Origin of the sequence: Micromonospora coxensis (genome assembly GCF_900090295.1) — a bacterium.
Taxonomy (GTDB): Bacteria; Actinomycetota; Actinomycetes; order Mycobacteriales; family Micromonosporaceae; genus Micromonospora; species Micromonospora coxensis.
In genome coordinates, this window is record NZ_LT607753.1 from 2,677,472 (window position 1) to 2,697,104 (window position 19,633).

The 19,633-nt window shown below is 73.6% G+C and carries 17 protein-coding genes; 6 read left to right on the plus strand and 11 right to left on the minus strand.

What is annotated here, in order from left to right; translation table 11 throughout:
* Positions 1-220: 220 nt before the first annotated feature.
* Entirely contained in the window at positions 221-1,180 is a 960-nt protein-coding gene (locus GA0070614_RS11970) for an NUDIX domain-containing protein (protein ID WP_088976032.1), read from the minus strand.
* Between the two features lie 133 nt (positions 1,181-1,313).
* A complete protein-coding gene (locus GA0070614_RS11975; RefSeq protein WP_088976033.1) occupies positions 1,314-2,261 on the minus strand; it encodes an NUDIX hydrolase in 948 nt (315 codons plus the stop codon).
* 145 nt (positions 2,262-2,406) lie between these two features.
* Between GA0070614_RS11975 and GA0070614_RS11980 the strand changes: the two genes are divergently transcribed.
* Positions 2,407-2,784 (plus strand): PspC domain-containing protein, encoded by a 378-nt coding sequence (locus GA0070614_RS11980; protein WP_088976034.1) that lies wholly within the window; start codon positions 2,407-2,409, stop codon positions 2,782-2,784.
* A 7-nt stretch (positions 2,785-2,791) separates the two neighbouring features.
* Here the strand turns inward: GA0070614_RS11980 and guaA are convergent, their stop codons facing one another.
* The gene (gene guaA / locus GA0070614_RS11985; protein ID WP_088976035.1) at positions 2,792-4,345 is read right to left on the minus strand and encodes a glutamine-hydrolyzing GMP synthase; all 1,554 of its coding nucleotides are present in this window, start codon (positions 4,343-4,345) and stop codon (positions 2,792-2,794) included.
* Positions 4,346-4,551: 206 nt separating this feature from the next.
* Between guaA and GA0070614_RS11990 the strand changes: the two genes are divergently transcribed.
* Positions 4,552-5,010 (plus strand): GNAT family N-acetyltransferase, encoded by a 459-nt coding sequence (locus tag GA0070614_RS11990; protein WP_088976036.1) that lies wholly within the window; start codon positions 4,552-4,554, stop codon positions 5,008-5,010.
* Here GA0070614_RS11990 and GA0070614_RS11995 read toward each other — a convergent pair.
* Positions 5,007-5,840 carry a bacteriorhodopsin gene (locus GA0070614_RS11995; protein ID WP_088976037.1) on the minus strand — a complete coding sequence of 278 codons (834 nt, stop codon included), beginning with the start codon at positions 5,838-5,840 and terminating at the stop codon, positions 5,007-5,009. The genes GA0070614_RS11990 and GA0070614_RS11995 overlap by 4 nt on opposite strands.
* A 177-nt stretch (positions 5,841-6,017) precedes the next feature.
* Here GA0070614_RS11995 and GA0070614_RS12000 point away from each other — a divergent pair, with 177 nt between their 5' ends.
* On the plus strand, positions 6,018-6,719 hold the full coding sequence (locus GA0070614_RS12000) for a bacteriorhodopsin (RefSeq protein WP_088976038.1): 702 nt from the start codon (positions 6,018-6,020) through the stop codon (positions 6,717-6,719).
* Between the two features lie 95 nt (positions 6,720-6,814).
* Positions 6,815-7,810: a Brp/Blh family beta-carotene 15,15'-dioxygenase gene (locus GA0070614_RS12005; RefSeq protein ID WP_157744987.1), complete on the plus strand. Its 996-nt coding sequence runs from the start codon at positions 6,815-6,817 to the stop codon at positions 7,808-7,810.
* Positions 7,811-7,823: 13 nt separating this feature from the next.
* Here the strand turns inward: GA0070614_RS12005 and GA0070614_RS12010 are convergent, their stop codons facing one another.
* Entirely contained in the window at positions 7,824-9,518 is a 1,695-nt protein-coding gene (locus GA0070614_RS12010) for an FAD-dependent oxidoreductase (protein ID WP_088976040.1), read from the minus strand.
* A 139-nt stretch (positions 9,519-9,657) separates the two neighbouring features.
* Between GA0070614_RS12010 and GA0070614_RS12015 the strand changes: the two genes are divergently transcribed.
* Positions 9,658-10,767, plus strand: coding sequence for an LCP family protein (locus tag GA0070614_RS12015; RefSeq protein ID WP_088976041.1), 1,110 nt, complete (start codon positions 9,658-9,660; stop codon positions 10,765-10,767).
* Positions 10,768-10,850: 83 nt separating this feature from the next.
* On the opposite strand, the gene GA0070614_RS12020 is transcribed toward GA0070614_RS12015, so the two are convergent.
* From GA0070614_RS12020 to guaB, 5 genes are all read right to left on the minus strand, one after another.
* Positions 10,851-11,786, minus strand: a complete 936-nt coding sequence (locus tag GA0070614_RS12020; protein WP_088976042.1) for a peptidoglycan-binding protein — start codon at positions 11,784-11,786, stop codon at positions 10,851-10,853.
* Positions 11,787-12,134: 348 nt separating this feature from the next.
* Positions 12,135-13,586, minus strand: a complete 1,452-nt coding sequence (locus tag GA0070614_RS12025; protein WP_231933618.1) for a M1 family metallopeptidase — start codon at positions 13,584-13,586, stop codon at positions 12,135-12,137.
* 54 nt (positions 13,587-13,640) lie between these two features.
* Positions 13,641-15,050, minus strand: coding sequence for a M1 family metallopeptidase (locus tag GA0070614_RS12030; RefSeq protein WP_088976043.1), 1,410 nt, complete (start codon positions 15,048-15,050; stop codon positions 13,641-13,643).
* A 49-nt stretch (positions 15,051-15,099) separates the two neighbouring features.
* Positions 15,100-16,218 (minus strand): GuaB3 family IMP dehydrogenase-related protein, encoded by a 1,119-nt coding sequence (locus GA0070614_RS12035; RefSeq protein WP_088976044.1) that lies wholly within the window; start codon positions 16,216-16,218, stop codon positions 15,100-15,102.
* A gap of 27 nt (positions 16,219-16,245) precedes the next feature.
* Complete coding sequence (gene guaB / locus GA0070614_RS12040) at positions 16,246-17,808, minus strand: IMP dehydrogenase (RefSeq protein WP_088976045.1); 1,563 nt, start codon at positions 17,806-17,808, stop codon at positions 16,246-16,248.
* Positions 17,809-18,006: 198 nt separating this feature from the next.
* Here guaB and GA0070614_RS12045 point away from each other — a divergent pair, with 198 nt between their 5' ends.
* Complete coding sequence (locus tag GA0070614_RS12045) at positions 18,007-18,417, plus strand: DUF5319 domain-containing protein (protein ID WP_088976046.1); 411 nt, start codon at positions 18,007-18,009, stop codon at positions 18,415-18,417.
* Between the two features lie 272 nt (positions 18,418-18,689).
* Here GA0070614_RS12045 and GA0070614_RS12050 read toward each other — a convergent pair whose 3' ends face one another.
* Positions 18,690-19,511 (minus strand): helix-turn-helix transcriptional regulator, encoded by an 822-nt coding sequence (locus GA0070614_RS12050; protein ID WP_088976047.1) that lies wholly within the window; start codon positions 19,509-19,511, stop codon positions 18,690-18,692.
* Positions 19,512-19,633 lie beyond the last annotated feature (122 nt).

Consider the following 19,633-nt stretch of genomic DNA (forward strand, 5'->3'; position numbering starts at 1 on the left):
GTCTCGGGCCGGACCGCTGTCGGCCCGGCAGCCGTCGAAGCGGAGTACACCATTGCACAGGGGAGTGGTGGTTGGCGATAGCTGCCGGCGGTACTTATATCTCCGTTAACCGCGCGAACCGCTCCGTTATTCCCATCTCGGGCTCCATCGCCCGTTTCCTACGCCAACCCGCATCTCCGACTGTACCGGAGGTGCCCCCGATCGGCTCGGCGGGCGCGTGCTATCGCCCCGACCGTCCGGTTGCCAGAGCCGCCACCTCGGTCATCCGCAGGCCCGCCACCTGCGCATTCGTGAACCAGGCGGCCTCGGCGGTCGATCCGCCGGCGAGTTCGGTGACCACCGCCTCGGTGGGGGCCTCGACCCGCACCCGGTAGACCACCCGGACGCTGTGCCAGTCCATCGGACGCCCCTCCGGACCCAGCGCGGCGGGATGGTGCAGATTACTGACGGTCAACAAGCCGACCACGGTACCGAGCTGCCCGGACTCCTCCACCAGCTCGCGCAGCAGCCCGGCGGCCGGCTGCTCGCCGTGATCCGTGCCACCTCCCGGCAGGTGCCACTTGCCCGCGCCGGGATAACCGGGGGCGATCCGGGTCAGCAGCACCCGGTCGTCCGGGTCGGTGACGAGTCCGTACGCGGCGAAGCGCTGCCGTCGGTCGGCGGTGGCCGCGGCGACCTGCCCTCGGCCAGGGTCACCGCCGCCAGCGGCGCCGACGGCGAGGCCGCCGGCCGGCAGCGCCCGGGACAGGTCCCCCGGCAGGGGCGTGACGGGAAGGCCGAGCAGCTCGGCGGTGAACGGCATCAGCGGCATCCCGGCCGCCTCCCGCGGGGTGAACCAGCCCAGCTCGTCGTTGCCGCCCGCCGGTTCGGGGCGCAGGTCGGCGCCCCGGGCCTCCACGTCGAAGACCAGCCGGTCGGTGTGCACCGCGACGTCGGGGTCGCGGTAGGTGGTCACGTCGGCGACGGCGTCCCGCACGCCGGTGACCTCGACGGTCAGCCCGGTCTGCTCGGCGAACTCCCGCACCACCGCGGCCACCGGATGCTCACCGTGCCGGACACCCCCACCGGGCACCCGCCACACCCCCGGAAACGGGCAGCCCGAGGCCCCCCGCACCAGCAGCACCCGCCCGTCGGAGCCCCACAGCACCCCGTACGCCCCGATCCGCCGCCGTTCCTCCACCCGTCCACACTCCCCCGCCACCCACCCACACCGGGTCGATCATGAAGTTGTCGCCGTCACCGTCGGCGTGTCCCGACAATAACTTCATGATCACCGGCAAGGGGGCGGGAGGAGGGAGCCGGGGAGGGGAGGGTCAGGTGAGGTTGGCGGCCTGGACGGCTTCGGCGGTGACCTCGGTGAGGCGGTCGGTGGGGAGCGCGCCCAGCTCCTCCTTCGCGAACCACCTGGCCTCGCAGGTGGAGCCGCCGACGTCGGCGACCGTGGGCGGGGCGGGCTTGTCGACGACCACCCGATAGAAGGCGCGGACGCCGTGCCAGTCGATCGGGTAGCCCTCCGGGCCGAGCGAGGCGGCGTCCCGGTGGCTGGCGACGCCGAGCAGCTCGACCAGGCGACCGGACTGACCGGTCTCCTCGACCAGCTCCCGGATCAGCGCCGCGCCGGGCTGCTCGCCGTAGTCGGTGCCACCGCCGGGCAGGTGCCAGCAGCCCGCGCCCGGGTACCCGTCGGAGACCCGGGTCAGCAAAACCCGACCCTCGGGGTCGGTCACCACCGCGTACGCGGCGAAGCGCTGGGCGCGGTGCAGGCCGTCCGGCCCGGGCACGGCGTAGAAGGAGGGGAACTCGGGCGCCTCGTCGGGGACGATGTCGGCCGAGGAGGCGGGCAGGCCGAGGGCGCGCGCGGTGAACGAGCGCAGCGGCAGCTGCCGGGCCTCGTCGAGGGTGTACCACCGGGCCAGGTCGGTGGGGCGGTCCACCCGGTCGGTCAGGGTGCCACCGCGCACGGTGACCCGGTAGACGAGGCGGTCGGTGTGGATGGTGATGCCCCGGTCGGGCAGGGCACGCATGTCGGCGAGGACGTCGTCCAGGCCGGAGACGGCGACCGAGAGGCCGGTCTCGGCGGCGGTCTCCCGCACGACGGTGTGCCGGGGATCCTCACCGTGGTCGACCGCCCCTCCGGGCAGGGACCACACGCCGGGGGTGCCGGAGCGCTCCGAGGCGCGGACCAGCAACACTCGGCCGACTGAATCAGCACAAACTGCGTATGCCGCGATCCTGCGGAGCGGCTCCAGCAAGGTGGTCACGAGACGAAATTGTCCCCGCGTCCGGTTACCGGCATCGAAAAGAGTCAGATTCCTGACTCTTGGCTGGCGTATCAGGGATCGATCAGGGTAGGGATCCGGGCGGTCACCGAGGTCGTCCGGCCACCCGCCGACGGACCGTGGGGACATGACCTCGACGACCCCACCCCAGGCCCCGTACAAGCAGCTGCGCCGCCCCACCACCGACCGGATGGTGGCCGGTGTCGCCAGCGGCCTCGGCCGCTACTTCGCCGTCGACCCCACCCTGGTCCGGCTGATCTTCGCCGTCACGACCCTGCTCACCGGCGGGCTCGCCGCGCTGGCGTACCCGATCATGTGGTTCCTGATGCCGGAGGAGCCGCCGGGCGCGCCCGCCTGGCCGCACCCGGCGGGCGCCGCGCCCGGTGCCGCACCGGCGACGACCTGGCCGCCGGCCCCGGCCCCGGAGCCGGTCACCGAGCCGCTGCCGACGCCGCAGCCGGAGCCCCGCCCGGCACCTCAGCCGCCGACGCCGCCGGCCGGATGAGCCGGGATCACTCCCACTCGATGGTGCCCGGCGGCTTGCTGGTCACGTCCAGGACCACCCGGTTGACCTCGGCGACCTCGTTGGTGATCCGGGTGGAGATCCGGGCGACGACCTCGTAGGGCAGCCGGGACCAGTCGGCGGTCATCGCGTCCTCGCTGGAGACCGGGCGCAGCACCACGGGATGCCCGTAGCTGCGCCCGTCACCCTGCACCCCGACGCTGCGCACGTCGGCCAGGAGCACCACCGGGAACTGCCAGACGCCCCGGTCGAGGCCGGCGTTGGTCAGCTCCTCCCGGGCGATCAGGTCGGCCTTGCGGAGCAGGTCCAGCCGCTCCCGGTCCACCGCGCCGATGATCCGGATGGCCAGGCCCGGACCCGGGAACGGGTGCCGCCAGACCATCGCCTCGGGCAGGCCCAGCTCCAGGCCGAGCGCGCGGACCTCGTCCTTGAAGAGCGTGCGCAGCGGCTCGACCAGGGCGAACTTCAGGTCCTCCGGGAGGCCGCCGACGTTGTGGTGGCTCTTGATGTTGGCGGTGCCGGTGCCGCCGCCGGACTCCACCACGTCCGGGTAGAGGGTGCCCTGAACCAGGAACTCGACGTCGCCGTGCGAGGCGATCTCCCGGGCGGCGGCCTCGAAGACCCGGATGAACTCCCGGCCGATGATCTTGCGCTTCTGCTCCGGGTCGGTCACCCCGGCCAGCGCGCCGAGGAAGCGCTCCTGGGCGTCGACCACCTTGAGCTTGATGCCGGTGGCGGCGACGTAGTCCTTCTCCACCTGCTCGGCCTCGCCGGCGCGCAACAGGCCGTGGTCGACGAAGACGCAGGTGAGCTGGTCACCGACCGCCCTGTGCACCAGCGCGGCGGCGACCGCGGAGTCCACGCCGCCGCTCAGGCCGCAGATGACCTCCTTGTCACCGACCTGCTCCCGGATCCGGGCGACCTGCTCGTCGATGATGTTCTCGGGCGTCCAGGTCGGCTCGATCCCGGCGATGTCGTAGAGGAAGCGCTTGAGCATCTCCTGGCCGTGCGCGGTGTGCCCGACCTCGGGGTGGAACTGCACGCCGGCCCGCCGGCCGGCCAGGTCCTCGAAGGCGGCGACCGGCGCGCCCGCCGACTCGGCGGTGACCGTGAAGCCCTCGGGGGCCTCGGTCACGCAGTCGCCGTGGCTCATCCAGACCGGCAGGTCGTCGGGGAGTTCGCGGAGCAGCACGCCGGCGTCGGCGCGGGCCCGCAGCGGGGTCCCGCCGTACTCGCGGTTGCCGGTCCTCGCGACCGTGCCGCCGAGCGCCCGGGCCATCGCCTGGAAGCCGTAGCAGATGCCGAAGACCGGCACGCCGGCGGTGAACATGCCGGCGTCGATCTGGGGAGCGCCCGGGGCGTAGACGCTGGACGGGCCGCCGGAGAGGATGATCGCGGCCGGCTTCTTCGCCAGCATCTCCGCCACCGGCATGGAGTGCGGGACGATCTCCGAATAGACCTTCGCCTCACGCACCCGGCGCGCGATGAGCTGGGCGTACTGGGCTCCGAAGTCCACCACGAGGACGGGACGAGGCGTGCTCATGTGCAGAAAGCCTACCCACCGCCACCGCCGCCCCGGGCCGCGCCCCGCGCCATCCGCGTGGCGCGTCGGCCGACCTGTCGTACGGCTCACCGGCGCCCGCCCATCCCGTCCGGTACGCCCCGGGATGTCCCTCGGGCCGGCGTCCCGCGCTCCGCACCGCTACCGTGCCGACGGCCCCGGGCGGACGGGGGACGAGAGGGGCACGAATGGGCGAGGTGACGATCCGGCCGTTCCGGCCCGAGGACGGCGAGACGCTGTCGGCCCTGGTGGTTCGCTGCCTGCGGGAGGTCAACAGCCGCGACTACCCGGCCGAGCTGATCGACCGGATGTGTGCCCACTTCACCCCCGACCGGTTCCGCGAACTCGGCTCCGAACGACGGATCTACGTCGCGCAGCGCGACGGGCGGGTGGTCGGCACGGTGTCCCGGGACGGCAACAAGGTCTACACCATGTTCGTCGACCCCGACGCGCACGGCGGCGGCATCGGCCGCCGGCTGATGCGGCACATCGAGGACCTGGCCCGGGCCGAGGGTCACGAGTTCATGGAGACCGGGGCCAGCATCACCGGGCACGGCTTCTACCGGCGGATCGGCTACCGGGACGTCCGGGTCAGCGACACCGAGTTCGGCATCAACCACATCCTGCGCCGGCCGCTGCGCCGCTAGCCGCGGGCAGCAGGAGCCTCCGTGATGCCGCCGCGCGGCAGCGCCACCTCGTCGGCGACCGCGGGGGCGTACCCCTCGACCGCGCTGACCCGACGGGCGATGATCCCGAGGAGCACCCCGTAGACCACCTTCGAGGTGATGTCGGCCACCGTGTACGTGATCTGCCGGGCCACCACCCCGTCGGCCGAGTCCCACAGGGCCGGCATCAGGTACGCCCCCGGGTAGAGCAGCCACGAGACGAGCACCAGCCACCACACCGCCCGGGCCGGCCCTCGCGCCGACCGGGGCAGCCGGGCCAGGTTGCCGAAGATGATCCGGGCCACCAGGACGAGCAGCAGGACGAAGAAGAGCGTGCTGACCAGTCCCCAGACCCAGAACGGCGCGTCCCGCTCGACCTCGTGGAACTGCCCGGCGTACCCGGTGTAGATCATGGCGAGCCCACCGACGACGAAGGCCACCCAGCTCTGGTGGAACCGGCGGCCGGTCACGCCCATGACGATCAGCAACTGGATCAGCAGCACCGGCACGTCGATCGACCAGTTGACGTACCGGTAGCCGTTGGAGAAGAGGGTGCCCGACTGGACGAACGCCGTGCCGTCCCACCGGAAGGCGCCCACCCACCGCTGGTAGAGCAGGAACAGTTCGAAGAAGGCCGACACCATCACGACGGCGGAGAGCACCGACGAGAACTGGTACCTCGGCGCCAGGGAACTCCGGGTGACCAGGAAGTAGACCAGCCCGGCGGCCATCACGGCGAAGCCCAGGCTCAGCACGTGCGAGATCAGGGTGAACTGGTCCACGTTGTACGAGAACGTGTTCTCGAAGTTCACGTCTCCCCCGCTCCGCCGACCAACCCGGCATTTGACCCCTCTATCCACGAACTGCCTGATTACCGTAGGTGGTGATGACAGCGCAGCGAGCGTGATCCGCCGAACCCGGACGTCCACGCAGGCGAGTCGTCGAGCGGCCGGGCACCCGTCCGGCCGAACGGGGCAGGAGACGACGACGTGTGGTGGCTGTGGCTCTACGTGGCCGCGATGGCGGCCGGCGCACTGCTCTTCCTCCGCTGGCACGCCGACCCGAGAGGGGTCCCCCGGATCGAGTACCGGGTGGCGATCGCCATCCCGGTCTGGTCCGGGCTCTGGTACACGCTGATGGCCCTCGGCGGCGGTCGGACCGACGGAGACGACCACCCGATCTACTGGGCGCGGTACGTGGACTGGACGGTCACCGCCTCGCTGCTGCTGGTCGCGCTGGTCCTCACCGCGACGCACGCCCTGCCCGGACGGCATCCCACCCTGCTGGCCGCGCTCGTCGGCACGAACGTCGCCATGCTCCTCAGCGGCTTCCTCGCCGACCTCACCACCGACCCGTGGGCCCGGTATCTGCTCTTCGGCCTCGGCAGCCTGGGCCTGCTCGTCGTCCTCGCCCTGATCTGGGGCCCGCTACGGGCCGTCGCCCGCCGCCAGCCGGACGGGCTCTACCACACGTACCGGGAAGCCGCCGCGCTGCTCAGCGTCCTCTGGGCGGGGTACCCGCTGATCTGGATCCTCGGGCCCTCCGGCGTCGAACTGCTCGGGGCCGCCGTCGTCAGCGGCCTGTTCGTCGCGCTGTCCATCGCGTCGAAGGTGGGCTGGAGCATCATCGACCTGGGCCGGTTGCGGGCGCTCAGCGCCCGGGGTGAACTCTCGCTCCGGAATCCGCCATGACGGCCCCCACCGGCCCCCCGGGCCTCGAAGGCCCGCGCCCGGCCGCGACCGGCGCACCAGCGGGACGGGCGGCCCGGCGGCGGACGGCGTTGTGCGTGGCGGGGCAGAGCGAGCGCACGCTGCCCGTCCCGCACCCGGGCCGCCGGATGCTGGGCCTGGTCGGCGGCACGTCGCTGCTGACCGCCGTCGCCCTGCTGGTCCTGGCGCCGGTGCTGCACCGTCACGACGTCGGGGCTTCCCCGGCGTACCTCCTCGCCGGGCTGCTCCTCGGCCTGCCGCACGGGGCGGTCGACCACCTGGTCCCCGCCTGGATGTCGGCCCGGGCCCGTCCGCCGGCCGCCCGGCTGGCCGTGGCGTTCGGCTACGCGGCCCTCGCCGGGGCCGCCCTGGTGGTGTTCCGTGCCGTGCCGGGCCCCGCGCTGGTCGGCTTCCTCGCCCTGTCCGTCGCCCACTTCGGGACCGCCGACGAGGCGTTCCACGCCGAACGGGACGGCCGGCCGGTCCGTCAGTCGGTGTCCGGGGTGCTGGCCCGGGGCGGACCGCCGGTGCTGGTGCCCCTGCTGCTCTGGCCCGACGCGGTGGACCTGTTGCTCACCGCCGTCGCCCCGGGCGTGCCGGAGCTGCTCACCGTCGAGGTGCGGGCCCTGGCAGTGGCCTGCCTGCTGGCCGCCGTCGCCCGCACGGTGCTACGGGACGTGCGGGCGGGCCGGCGGGCCGACGCCGCCGAACCGGTCCTCCTGCTCGCCCTGTTCGCCACCGTGCCACCCGCGCTGGCGATCGGTGTCTACTTCGCCACCTGGCACTCGGCCCGGCACGTGGCCCGGCTGCTGCACGGCGACCCCGGCAACCACGCCGACCTGGCCGCCGGCCGACTCGGGCCGCCACTGCGCCGCTTCGCCCGGCGGGCGGCCCTGCCCACCGTGGCCGCGGTCACCGCCCTGGCGGCGTTGACCGTCGCACCGGGCCGACCGATCGACCTGCTGCCCGCCACCGTCGCCGTGCTGGCGGCGCTCACCGTTCCGCACTCCGCCCTGGTGGCCTGGATGGACCGGCGTGCCCGGCCCCGGCACCCGTCGAACCCGGAGAACTGACCGGCCGGGCCGGTCAGCGCAGCGCCCCCGGAGCGTCCGCCGGCACCGCCGGCCGGCGCGGCGCGACCGGCGCCACCCGCCGGTACGCCTCACCGAGCGGCGGACGGGGATCGTCCTCGCCCTTGTTCGGCCAGTACGCCATCGCCCGCTCCGCCTGCGCGGTGATCGTCAGCGACGGGTTCACCCCGAGGTTCGCCGAGACCGCCGCGCCGTCGACCACGTGCAGCCCCGGGTGGCCGTAGACCCGGTGCCAGGGGTCGATCACCCCGTCGGCCGGGGACGCGCCGATCACCGCCCCGCCCAGGATGTGCGCGGTCATCGGGATGTTGAACGGCTCGGTCAACGCGCCGCCGGGCGTACCGCCGATCTCCTCGGCGAGCAGCCGGACCGCCTGGTTGCCGGCCGGGATCCAGGTCGGGTTCGGTGCGCCGTGACCCGGGCCGGAGACCAGCCGGCGGCCGAACGGGCCACGCCGGAACCGGGTGGTCAGCGAGTTGTCGACCGACTGCATGACCAGGGCGATCACCGTCCGTTCCGACCAGCGCCGGACGGAGAGCATCCGGGCGGCCGTCGCGGGCTGCCGGACGATGGCGCCCAGCCAGCGCCGGACCCGGCGCGGCCCGCCGTCGACCAGCAACGACTGGAGCAGCCCCATCGCGTTCGAGCCCCGGCCGTAGCGGACCGGCTCGATGTGGGTCTGCGGGTCGGGGTGGAACGAGCTGGTGATCGCCACCCCCTCGGTGAAGTCGAGACCACGGGAGCGGGCCTGGCGCGGCCCGACCGACGCGCCGAGGATCGCCTCGGAGTTGGTCCGGGTCAGCTCGCCCAGGCGCGGCGACAGCGCCGGCAGCGCCCCGCTCGCCTTCATCGCGTGCAGCAGCCGCTGGGTGCCGAGCGCCCCGGCCGCGAAGACCACCTGCTCGGCGTGCACGACCTGACGGCGCTTGCGCAGCCAGGCCCCGGTCCGCTCGGTGTGCACCTCGTACCCGCCGCCGGGCGCCGGCCGGACGGCGGTCACCGTGGTCAGCGGGTGGACCTGGACGCCGAGCCGTTCGGCCAGCCACAGGTAGTTCTTGACCAGGGTGTTCTTCGCCCCGTGCCGGCAGCCGGTCATGCAGGAGCCGCAGTGGTTGCAGCCGGTGCGCTCCGGCCCGACGCCGCCGAAGTACGGGTCCGCGACGCGCTCCCCGGGGCGGCCGATGTGCACGCCGACCGGGGTGGCGTGGAAGGTGTGCCCCACCCCCATCCGCTCGGCCACCGCCCGCATCGCCCGGTCCGCGCCGGTGCTCACCGGGTACGTGGTGACCCCGAGCATCCGCTTGGCCTGGTCGTAGTGGCGGGCCAACTCGTCGCGCCAGTCGGTGATGTCCCGCCACTGCGGGTCCTCGTAGAACGCGGCGAGGGGCTCGTAGAGGGTGTTGGCGTAGACCAGCGAGCCGCCACCCACCCCGGCCCCGGAGAGCACCAGCACCCCACCGCCGGCCTTCCGGTCGGCCGAGCGGAGCAGGGTGATCCGTTGCAGGCCGAAGCAACCGAGCCGCGGGGCCCACAGGAAGCGTCGCAGCCGCCAGGAGGTCTGCGGGAACTCGTCGTCGGCGAAGCGCCGACCGGACTCCAGCACGCCGACCCGGTAACCCTTCTCGGCCAGCCGGAGCGCGGTCACACTGCCGCCGAAGCCCGACCCGATGACGACCACGTCGTACTGCATGGACGCATCATTACCGGCGGGTAGCCATCGCGCCAGTGCCGGTTTTCGCGCGATCATGCGGGGCGACCGGCCGATCCGGTGGCCGTGGGCCGCAACCCGGGGTCGGTGTCGGGGCGTTGTGCAGACGGGGGTGTCGCGGATGACTCAGCCGACAGGGGCGGCACGACGACGGTGGGTGCTGCCGGCCGTCCTCGTCGCGGTCGTCGTGCTGGTGGCCGGGGCGCTGGTGACGATCCGGCTGGTCGGAGACGAGCAGGCGCAGCGCGGGCCGAGCGCCCCGACGGCCGCGCCGACCGCCTCGGCCACGCCGAGCCCGACCGCCCCGCCGGGCGCCGGGGTCACCGGCCCGCTCAACCTGCTCCTCGTCGGGGTCGACACCCGGGTCAGCGTCCCCGGCTGGGAGCCGCACGCCGACTCGGTGCTGGTGCTGCACGTGCCGGCCGGGTTGGACCGGGCGTACCTCTTCTCCCTCCCCCGCGACCTGCTGGTCGACATCCCGGCCTACCCGCCGTCCGGCTACCGGGGCGGGCGGACCAAGCTCACCCAGGCGATGACCTACGGCAGCCGGGTGCCCGGCAGGCCGAAGCAGCCGAGCACTCCGCAGGGGTACGAGCTGCTGCGCAGCACGGTCACCGGCTACACCGGGCTGCGCATCGACGCCGGGGCGGTGATCACCTTCGCCGGCTTCGACCGGCTGGTGGACAGCCTCGGCGGGGTCGACATCTACGTCGACCAGCGGGTGGTCTCGATCCACCGCAAGCCGGACGGCAAGCACCGCGACCCCTCCCCCTCCGGCGGCGGTTACGTCGGGCCGCAGATGGTCTACGAGAAGGGCGAGCGGCACCTCAACGGCTGGCAGGCGCTGGACTACGCCCGGCAGCGCTACATCACCGGCGGCGACTACGCCCGGCAGCGCCACCAGCAGCAGCTCATCCGAGGGCTGGTCACCAAGATCCTCGACGAGGACCTGGCCCGCCAGCCGGACCGGGTGGAGCAGGTGGTCGCGGCGCTCGGCGACACCCTCACCTACGCCGGCGGCCCCCGGATCGTCGATCTCGCGTACGCCCTCGGCGGGATGAGCGTGGACCGGATCAGCCTGGTCGGGCTCCCCGGCACCGGAGTGGGCAAGGGCAGCGCGTACCAGGGCGAGCAGCTCAAGCCGGTCGGCCGGGAGTTCCTGACCGCGCTGAAGGCCGGCGACGTCGACACGTTCCTCGCCGCCCACCCCGAGCTGCGGGTGAAGAGCTAGCGTCCCGACTCGTCGGTGCACCGGCCCCGGGGCGACGCACGACGGGGCCGGATGGAGCGCCCACCCGGCCCCGTCGCCGTCCGTCAGTAGGTGCAGCCGGTGGCGGGCAGCGCCGACGGGGCGGGGACGGATCCGCCGTCGTAGAGGGCGAGCAGCATCGACTGCGGGCAGCGGTTGCCACCGTTGACCCGGACCTCCAGGTGCAGGTGCGGTCCGGTGCTGTTGCCGGTGTTGCCGGTGTAGCCGATGAGCTGTCCGGCACTGACCCGCGCCCCGGCGGCGACCGACCGGGACGACAGGTGGCAGTACTGGTAGTACGCGCCGTCGTCGCCGGTGATGCCGATGCCGTAGCCGCAACCCCCGCCGACGTGGGTGACCGTGCCGGCGGTGATCGCGTACGTGGCCACGCCCGTCCAGGTCGGCAGGTCGATCGCCGGGTAGTCGTGGTGCGGGTCGTCGTACTCGCTGCGGGGCAGGACGTGCCGACCGATGATCAGGCTGTAGTTGCCGCCGCCCCCGCCGCCACCGAGCAGCCACTGCCAGGTGGTCGCGCCGACGGTGGTGCCGCCGGTGAGGCCGCGGCTGGACTTGAAGCTGGTCACGGCGTTGGTGGTGGCCGTGCCCCACGCGCCGTCGACGGTGAGGCCGTGGCCGTACTTGTTGAGCGCGGTCTGCAACGCGCGGACGGCGTTGTTGTTGGCGCCGACGTCCAGGGTGACCTGGAGCTTGCCCCAGGTCAGGGGGCCGACGACACCGTCGTCGACCAGCCCGTTCGCGGACTGGAAGGAACGCACCGCCGAAGCGGTGCCCGAGCTGTAGTAGCCGTCCACGCTCAGCGTCGCACCGTGGTGGCGGAGCAGGAACTGGGCGGAGGCGACATTGGCGCCGGAGGTGCCGGTGCCGAGAGTGGGCCAGGCGGGGGTGGCGGCCTGCGCGGCGGTCGGGCCGACCAGGACGGCGACGGCGGTGAGCACCGCCGCGCCGAGCCAGGTGAGCGCCCGGCGGAGTCTGGAGGACATGCGTGCTCCTTGCGGGACGGGGGGTGCGCGGCGTCGGGGTACGCCACGTCGTCGGTGCGCGGCCGGCCGGCGGGTGGGTCCGCCGGCTGCCCGCGCACCTGCCGACCAGTATGGTGATGGCGATAAATATTTACAATGGTGTGAACTCGGTAAGAAATTTTCGCCATGGCGATGCCATGTGTGGATGCCGAGCGGCGTCGAGGATGGTGACGGTGGCACGGCCCCGAGCGGCGTCGAGGGCGGTGACGCGGGGTGGCCCGACGGTCGCCTCCGGCACGCGGGGCGCACGGCCGGCCGTCCCGACGGTGCGCTGTCGGGACGGCGGATCAGCGGCTCAGGACCGCACCGCTAGAGGCGTTGCGGGGCCGGCGGGCGTTCGGCGCCGAAGAGCCAGGCGTCGAAGAGCGCGTCCAACTGCTTGCCGGAGACCCGCTCGGCGTGCGCGACGAACTCCTTCGTGGTGGCGTTGCCGTTGCGCTTCTCCGCCGCCCAGGTCTTCAGGATCGCGAAGAACGCCTTGTCGCCGACGGCCACCCGCAGCGCGTGCACGGTCATCCCGCCGCGCTGGTAGACCGACTCGCTGAACAGGTTCTCCTTGCCCGGCCGGCCCGGCGGGGTCCGCCAGAGGCGGCTCGACGAGCCGGCGTACCGCCGGTCGAAGGCGGCCTGCGCGGTGTCACCGCCCTGGTGCTCGGCCCAGAGCCACTCCGCGTACGTGGCCAGCCCCTCGTTGAGCCAGATGTCCTCCCAGCGGGCCAGCGAGACGCTGTTGCCGAACCACTGGTGGGCCAGCTCGTGGGTGACCACGCCGGTGTTCTCCCCGCCCCGGAAGAAGCCGGCGGAGTAGACCGGGCGGCTCTGCGTCTCCAACGCGTACCGGATCCGGTCGTCGGCCACCACCACCCCGCCGTACGCGGCGAACGGGTACGGCCCGAAGACGCTCTCCAGGTAGTCGGCGACCTCGGTGGTGCGGGCCAGCGAGGCGTCCGCCGCGCCCTCGCCCAGCCGGGTGCTCACCGCGGTGAACACCGGCCGTCCCTTGTGGGTGCCGGTCTTCACCCGGTACTCGCCGATCACCACGGTGCTCAGGTAACTGGCCATCGGCGCGGCCTCGGACCAGGTCCAGGTGGTCCAGCCACCCTTGTCGCTCCGGCCCTTCGGCACCCCGTTGCTGATCGCCGCCAGTCCCTTCGGGACGGTGATCTCGACGTCGTAGGCGGCCTTGTCGGAGGGGTGGTCGTTGACCGGGAACCAGGTGCTCGCCGACTCCGGCTGCCCGAGCGCGATCGCGCCGTCGCCGGTGTGCAGCCAGCCGCCGTCACCGAGCACGTCGCTGTCCAGCGGCTCCGGCTCGCCGTCGTAGACGATCTCGGCGGTGAACCCGTTGCCGGACATCAGCCCGGTCGCCGGGGTGACCACCAGTTCGCCGCCGTCCCGCTCGTGCCGGGCCGGCGCGCCGTCCACGGTCACCTTCCGCACGGTCAGCCCGGCCAGGTCGAGGTGGAAGGCGGACAGGTCGGCCGTCGCCGTGGCCTGCACGATGGTGGTGCCGGTGAGCCGGTCGGTCGCCGGGTCGTAGCGGACCTTCACCGTGTACTTCCCGACGTCGTAGCCGCCGTTGCCGTACGTGGGGAAGTAGCTGTCGCCGACGCCGGCCGCGCCGGGCCGGAACTCCCGCGCCGTCGGCGTCGGGCTGGCCTCCGCCTGCCGTCGCGGCGGCGCGTCGGTGCCGCACGCACCGAGCCCGAGGGCCGCGACCACCAGCAGACCGATGCCCCGCCGCGTCCACGTCCTGGTCACCGTCACCTCCCCGAGCCGTCCGCGGCAGCCTACCGAGCGACGGTCGACACCGGGTCACGGCAGGGCGGGCGCGGTGGCGCCGGCGAGCCAGGCGTCGAACAGCGGGCGCAGCGGCCGGCCGGCGACCCGCTCGGCGTACCCGACGAAGTCGGCGGTGGTGACGGTACGGTCGCGCCACTCGGCGGTCCAGCCGCGCAGCAGGCGGAAGAAGGTCTCGTCGCCGACGGTACGGCGCAGCGCGTGCACCGCCAGGGCGCCCCGCTGGTAGACGGCGTCGCCGAACATCTCCGCCCGGCCCGGGTCGACCGACGGCTGCGACCAGTCGGTGACCGCGTACCGGGCCTCGAAGGACTGCTGCGCGCTCCGCCCGCCCTCGTGCTCCGTCCAGAGCCACTCGGCGTACGTGGCGAAGCCCTCGTTGAGCCAGATGTCCTGCCAGCGCGCCACCGAGACGCTGTCGCCGAACCACTGGTGGGCCAGCTCGTGCACCACCACCGACGGGTTCGGCCGGCCGGCACGGAAGAAGCCCGGCCCGTAGACCGGCCGGGACTGCGTCTCCAGCGCGTACCCGATCCGGTCGTCGGCGACCGCGATCCCCCCGTACGAGGCGAACGGGTACGGCCCGAAGCGCTCGGCGAGGAAGTCGGCGATCTCCCCGGTGCGGGCGAGGGACCGGGCGGCCGGACCGTCCGCCGGCAGGCTCGCCGCGACCGCGGTGACCGCCGGCCGGCCGCCGTGCACGCCGGTGGTCACCCGGTAGTCGCCGATCACCAGGGTGCTCAGGTAGCTGGCCATCGGCGCGTCCTCGCGCCAGCGCCAGGTCGTCCACCCGTCCGCGCTCGTCCGCTCCCCCGGCACGCCGTTGCCCAGCGCCTCGGTCCCGTCCGGGACGGTGACCTCGACGTCGTAGCGGGCCTTGTCCGACGGGTGGTCGTTGACCGGGAACCAGGTGGCGGCCGACTCCGGCTGGCCCAGCGCGATCGCGCCGTCGGCGGTGTGCAGCCAGCCGCCGCTGCCCAGCTCGCCGTCGCGGACGGCGGTCGGCACCCCGGCGTAGGCGACTTCCACCGTGAAGCCGGCGCCCCGGGGCAGCCCGCGCGCCGGGGTGACCACCAGCTCGTCGCCGTCGCGGCGGTGTGTGGCCGCCGCCCCGGCGACGGTGACCTCGGAGACGTCCAGCCCGATCAGGTCCAGGTTGAACCGGGACAGCGGGGCGGTGGCGGTGACGGTGACGCTCGCCCGCCCGGTCAGCCGGTCGGTGGCCGGGTCGTAGCGCACCCGCAGCCGGTACGCCTCGACGTCGTACCCGCCGTTGCCCCGCCCGGGGACGTACGGGTCGCCGGCGTCGGCGGCGCCGGGCCGGAACGCGTCGTCGTCGGCCGGACCGGTGCAGCCGACGAGCACCGCCACCGCCGTGACGGCCACGGCGAGAGCCGGCCGGATCCGGCGGGAGAGACGACGCACCGGCCGAGCCTATCGGCGCGACCGGTGCGTCGGGGCGGGATCGTGCGGGTCAGCGGTCCAGGACCAGGCCGACCTTCTGGAACTCCTTGAGGTCGCGGTAGCCGCACTTGGCCATCGCCCGGCGCAGCCCGCCGAAGAGGTTGAGCTGCCCGTCCGGCTCGTCGGCCGGGCCGAACAGCAGCCGCTCCATCGAGCCGAGCGGCTCGCCGGCCACCTCGAACGCGCCGCGCGGCAGCGACGGGTGGCTGGCGGCCGAGTGCCACCAGGCGCCGCCGGCCGGGGCCTCCTCGCAGAGCGACAGCGGCTCGCCGAGCATCACCGCGTCCGCGCCGCAGCCGAGCGCCTTGGCGATGTCGCCGGAGGTCTGGATGTCCCCGTCGGCGATCAGGTGCACGTACCGGCCGCCGGTCTCGTCCAGGTAGTCGCGACGGGCCGCGGCGGCGTCGGCGATGGCGGTGGCCATCGGCACCCGGATGCCGAGCACCGACTCGGTGGTGGACCAGTCGTCGCCGCCGATGCCGACGATCACGCCGGCCGCGCCGGTGCGCATCAGGTGCAGCGCCGTCTTGTAGTCGGTGCAGCCGCCGACGACCACCGGCAGGTCGAGGTCGGCGATGAACTCCTTGAGGTTCAGCGGCTCGTCCGTGGTGGAGACGTGCTCGGCCGAGACGATGGTGCCCTGGATGACGAGGATGTCCACCCCGGCGTCGAGGATCACCGGGGCCAGCGCCAGGGTGTGCTGCGGCGAGACCCGGACGGCCACCGTGCCGCCACCGTCGCGCAGCTCACGGACCCGCTCGGCGATGAGGTCCGGGCGGATCGGCTCGGAGTAGACCTCCTGGAGCCGCTTGGTCGCGCGGGCGTCCTCGCCGAGACCGGCCAACTCCTCCAGCACCTTGGTCGGGTTCTCGTAGCGGGTCCACAGGCCCTCGACGTTGAGCACGCCGAGCCCGCCGAGCTGACCGAGCCGCACCGCCGAGGCCGGGCTCATGGTGGCGTCGGAGGGGTGCCCGACGCACGGGATGCCGAACTGGTACGCGTCGAGCTGCCAGCCGGTGGAGACGTCGTCGACGTCCCGGGTCCGGCGGCTCGGCACGATGGCGATCTCGTCCAGGTGGTAGCCGCGCTGCGCGGTCTTGCCCAGCCCGATCTCGACCACGTCACGCATGAGGACTCCAGATGTCTCGGGGGATGGTCAGCGGGAGTGGTAGTTGGGCGCCTCGACGGTCATCTGGATGTCGTGCGGGTGGCTCTCCTTGAGCCCGGCCGCGGTGATCCGGATGAGCTGGCCACGCCGGTGCAGCTCGGGGATGCTCTCCGCGCCGACGTACCCCATCGCGGCGCGCAGCCCGCCGATGAGCTGGTGGGCGACCGCGGAGAGCGGCCCCCGGTAGGGCACCTGGCCCTCGACGCCCTCGGGGACGAGCTTGTCCTCGGCGAGCACGTCCTGCTGGAAGTAGCGGTCCTTGGAGTAGGACTTGGCCTGGCCGCGGGACTGCATCGCGCCGAGCGACCCCATCCCCCGGTACGCCTTGTACTGCTTGCCGTTGATGAAGATCAGCTCGCCCGGGCTCTCCTCGCAGCCGGCCAGCAGGCTGCCGAGCATCACCGTGTCGGCGCCGGCCACCAGGGCCTTGGCGATGTCGCCGGAGTACTGGATGCCACCGTCGCCGATCACCGGTACGCCGGCCGGCCGCGCGGCCCGCGCCGCCTCCATGATCGCGGTGATCTGCGGTACGCCCACCCCGGCGACGATCCGGGTGGTGCAGATCGCGCCCGGGCCCACGCCGACCTTGACGCCGTCGGCACCCGCGTCGACCAGCGCCTTCGCCCCGGCGTACGTGGCCACGTTGCCGCCGACGATGTCGATCGCGACGTCCTTCTTCAGCCGCGCGACCATGTCCAGCACGGCCCGCTGGTGGCCGTGCGCGGTGTCCACGATCAGCACGTCGACGCCCGCGTCGACGAGCGTCCGGGCCCGCTTGTAGGCGTCCTCGCCCACGCCCACCGCGGCGGCGACCCGGAGCCGGCCCGCCTCGTCCTTGGTGGCGTTCGGGTACTGCTCGCTCTTGGTGAAGTCCTTGACGGTGATCAGCCCGCGCAGCTTGCCGGCGCCGTCGACGATCGGCAGCTTCTCCACCTTGTGCTGGCGCAGCAGGGCCAGCGCGTCGTCCTTGCTCACCCCGACCGGGGCGGTGACCAGCGGCGTCCGGGTCATGATCGCGTGCACCGGGGTGGCCGGGTCGGAGACGAAACGCATGTCGCGGTTGGTGACGATGCCGACGAGCTGCCCCTCGGCGTCGACCACCGGCACGCCCGAGATGCGGTAACGGCCGCAGAGCTCGTCCACCTCGCGGAGGGTGTCGTCCGGGCTGGCCGTCACCGGGTTGGTGATCATGCCGGACTCGGAGCGCTTGACCAGGTCGACCTGGAGCGCCTGGTCCTCCAGGGAGAGGTTGCGGTGCAGCACGCCGATGCCGCCCTGGCGGGCCATCGCGATCGCCATCCGCGCCTCGGTGACCGTGTCCATCGCGCTGGAGAGCAGCGGCACGGTCAGCTCGACGTTGCGGGTGAGCCGGGTGCGGGTGTTGACCCGGCTGGGCACCACGTCCGACTCGCCCGGCTGGAGCAGCACGTCGTCGAAGGTCAGACCGAGCGGCACCACCCGCGCCGAACCGGCCGGCAGCTCCGGCAGGTGACCACCCAGCTCGCCGTTGTCGGCGCCACCAGGAAGATCGGTGCTGGGCGAATTTTCCACGATTGCTCTCCTGAGCTGCTCGGACGGGCTTCAGCGAGGGGTGGCGCGCGGGCACCGGCGCACGCCGGCGGGACGGCGCGTCGTTTCATCGTACCCATTGAGCTGCGCGGGCCCCGGCGGTGCCGGCGCGCGTCGGCGGCGCCACAACGGCGGGACCGGGGGCAGGCGTCGCGGGTTCCCGAGGACTACGGTGAGGGGGTGCACGACGAGCCCATCGACCCGTTCAACGGCGACCCGGCCGATCCGGCTGCCGGCCTGCACGATCCTCGCGACGACGACGAGCTCGACCCGCTGACCGACGTCGAGCGCCAGGACGTGCTGGAGGATCTGGCCGACCTGGAGATCTACCAGGCCCTGCTGGCGCCGATCGGGGTACGCGGGCTGGTCATCGAGTGCGAGGACTGCCGGGAGCCGCACTACTTCGACTGGGACCTGCTCCGGGGCAACCTGCGCCACCTGCTGGACTCCGGCCGTCCCCGGGTGCACGAGCCGGCCTACGACCCGGATCCGGACCACTACGTCACCTGGGACTACGCGCGCGGTTACGCCGACGGCGTGCACGACACGCTGACCGAGGGGACCGACGAGGACGACGCCAGCGCCGGCTGACCGGTCGGCCGCACCCGCCGGTGACCTCGGACGACCGGTCCGGGCGGCTGCCGGCGGCTCTGGGGCGACCTGCGCCGGCGCGGTGCGGCGGTGACTCTCGGGCGACCTGCGCCGGCATGGTGACTCTGAGGCGGCATGTCCGGGCGTGGGCGACGGCGGCCCTCGGACCACCAGGCAAAGGGGTGGTGCGCCAGCGGCTCTCAGGCGACCAGGCCGGGGTGGTGCGCCGGCGGCTCTCAGGCGACCAGGCCGGGGTGGTGCGCCGACGGCTCTCAGGCGACCAGGCCGGCGCGGAAGCCGGCGGCCACCGCGTGCGCCCGGTCCCGGGCGCCGAGCTTGCGGAACAGCCGCCGGGCGTGCGTCTTGACGGTGTCCTCCGAGACGAACAGCTCGCGCCCGATCTCGGCGTTGCTCTTCCCCTCGGCCATGCCGAGCAGCACCTGGAGTTCGCGCTCGGTCAGCCCGACCGCCCCCCGGCCACCGCGCTGGCCCGACCCGCCACGCTGACCGGCCGGCACCGGGGTCTCCGCCTCGGCGGCCTCCGCCTCCACCTCGTCGTCACCGCGCTGCACCGGCACCACCGTCGGAGTGGCGCCCGGTCCCTCCGCCGGCCCGGACCAGCCCGGACCCGGCTTGTTGGGGGTACGGCCGCCGGTCGGCCGGGGCGGCGCGCCGACCGCGGCGGTGTCCCGCGCCGGGTCGGTCACCCGGCTGCGGGCGGGCCGCCCGGGGCCGGAGAGCAGCAGCAGGGCCTTGGCCACCGCGCTGGTCAGGTCGTGGTCGGCGCCCTGGATCAGTCCCCGGGCACCGGCGCTGATGGTGGCCGCGGCGGCCTCGGACTCCTCCGCGCCGAGCAGCAGCACGTCGGCCTGCGGCGCGCGGGCCAGCACCCGGCGGACGAAGCCGGCGCTGTCGGGCCGGGTGAGCGCGGTGTCGGCGAGCACGACGTCGACCGGGCGCTCGGAGAGCCGCAGCATCACCTCCGGATCGGAGACGGCCGTCCGCACGACCGAGGCCAGGCCGAGTCGAGCGGCCGCCGAGGTCAACTGCTGCGCGGCGAGCGGTGTTCGTACGCAGACGAGAACGGTACGCACTGTGGTCTCCTCTCCGCAGAGAGCAGACCATGACGCGGTCGGCCGGGGAGGAGGTTCCAGGCAATCCTCCGAACTTTTCCGACATCTGGGGCATATGCCGCGACTTGTCCGAGGTTTTCGAT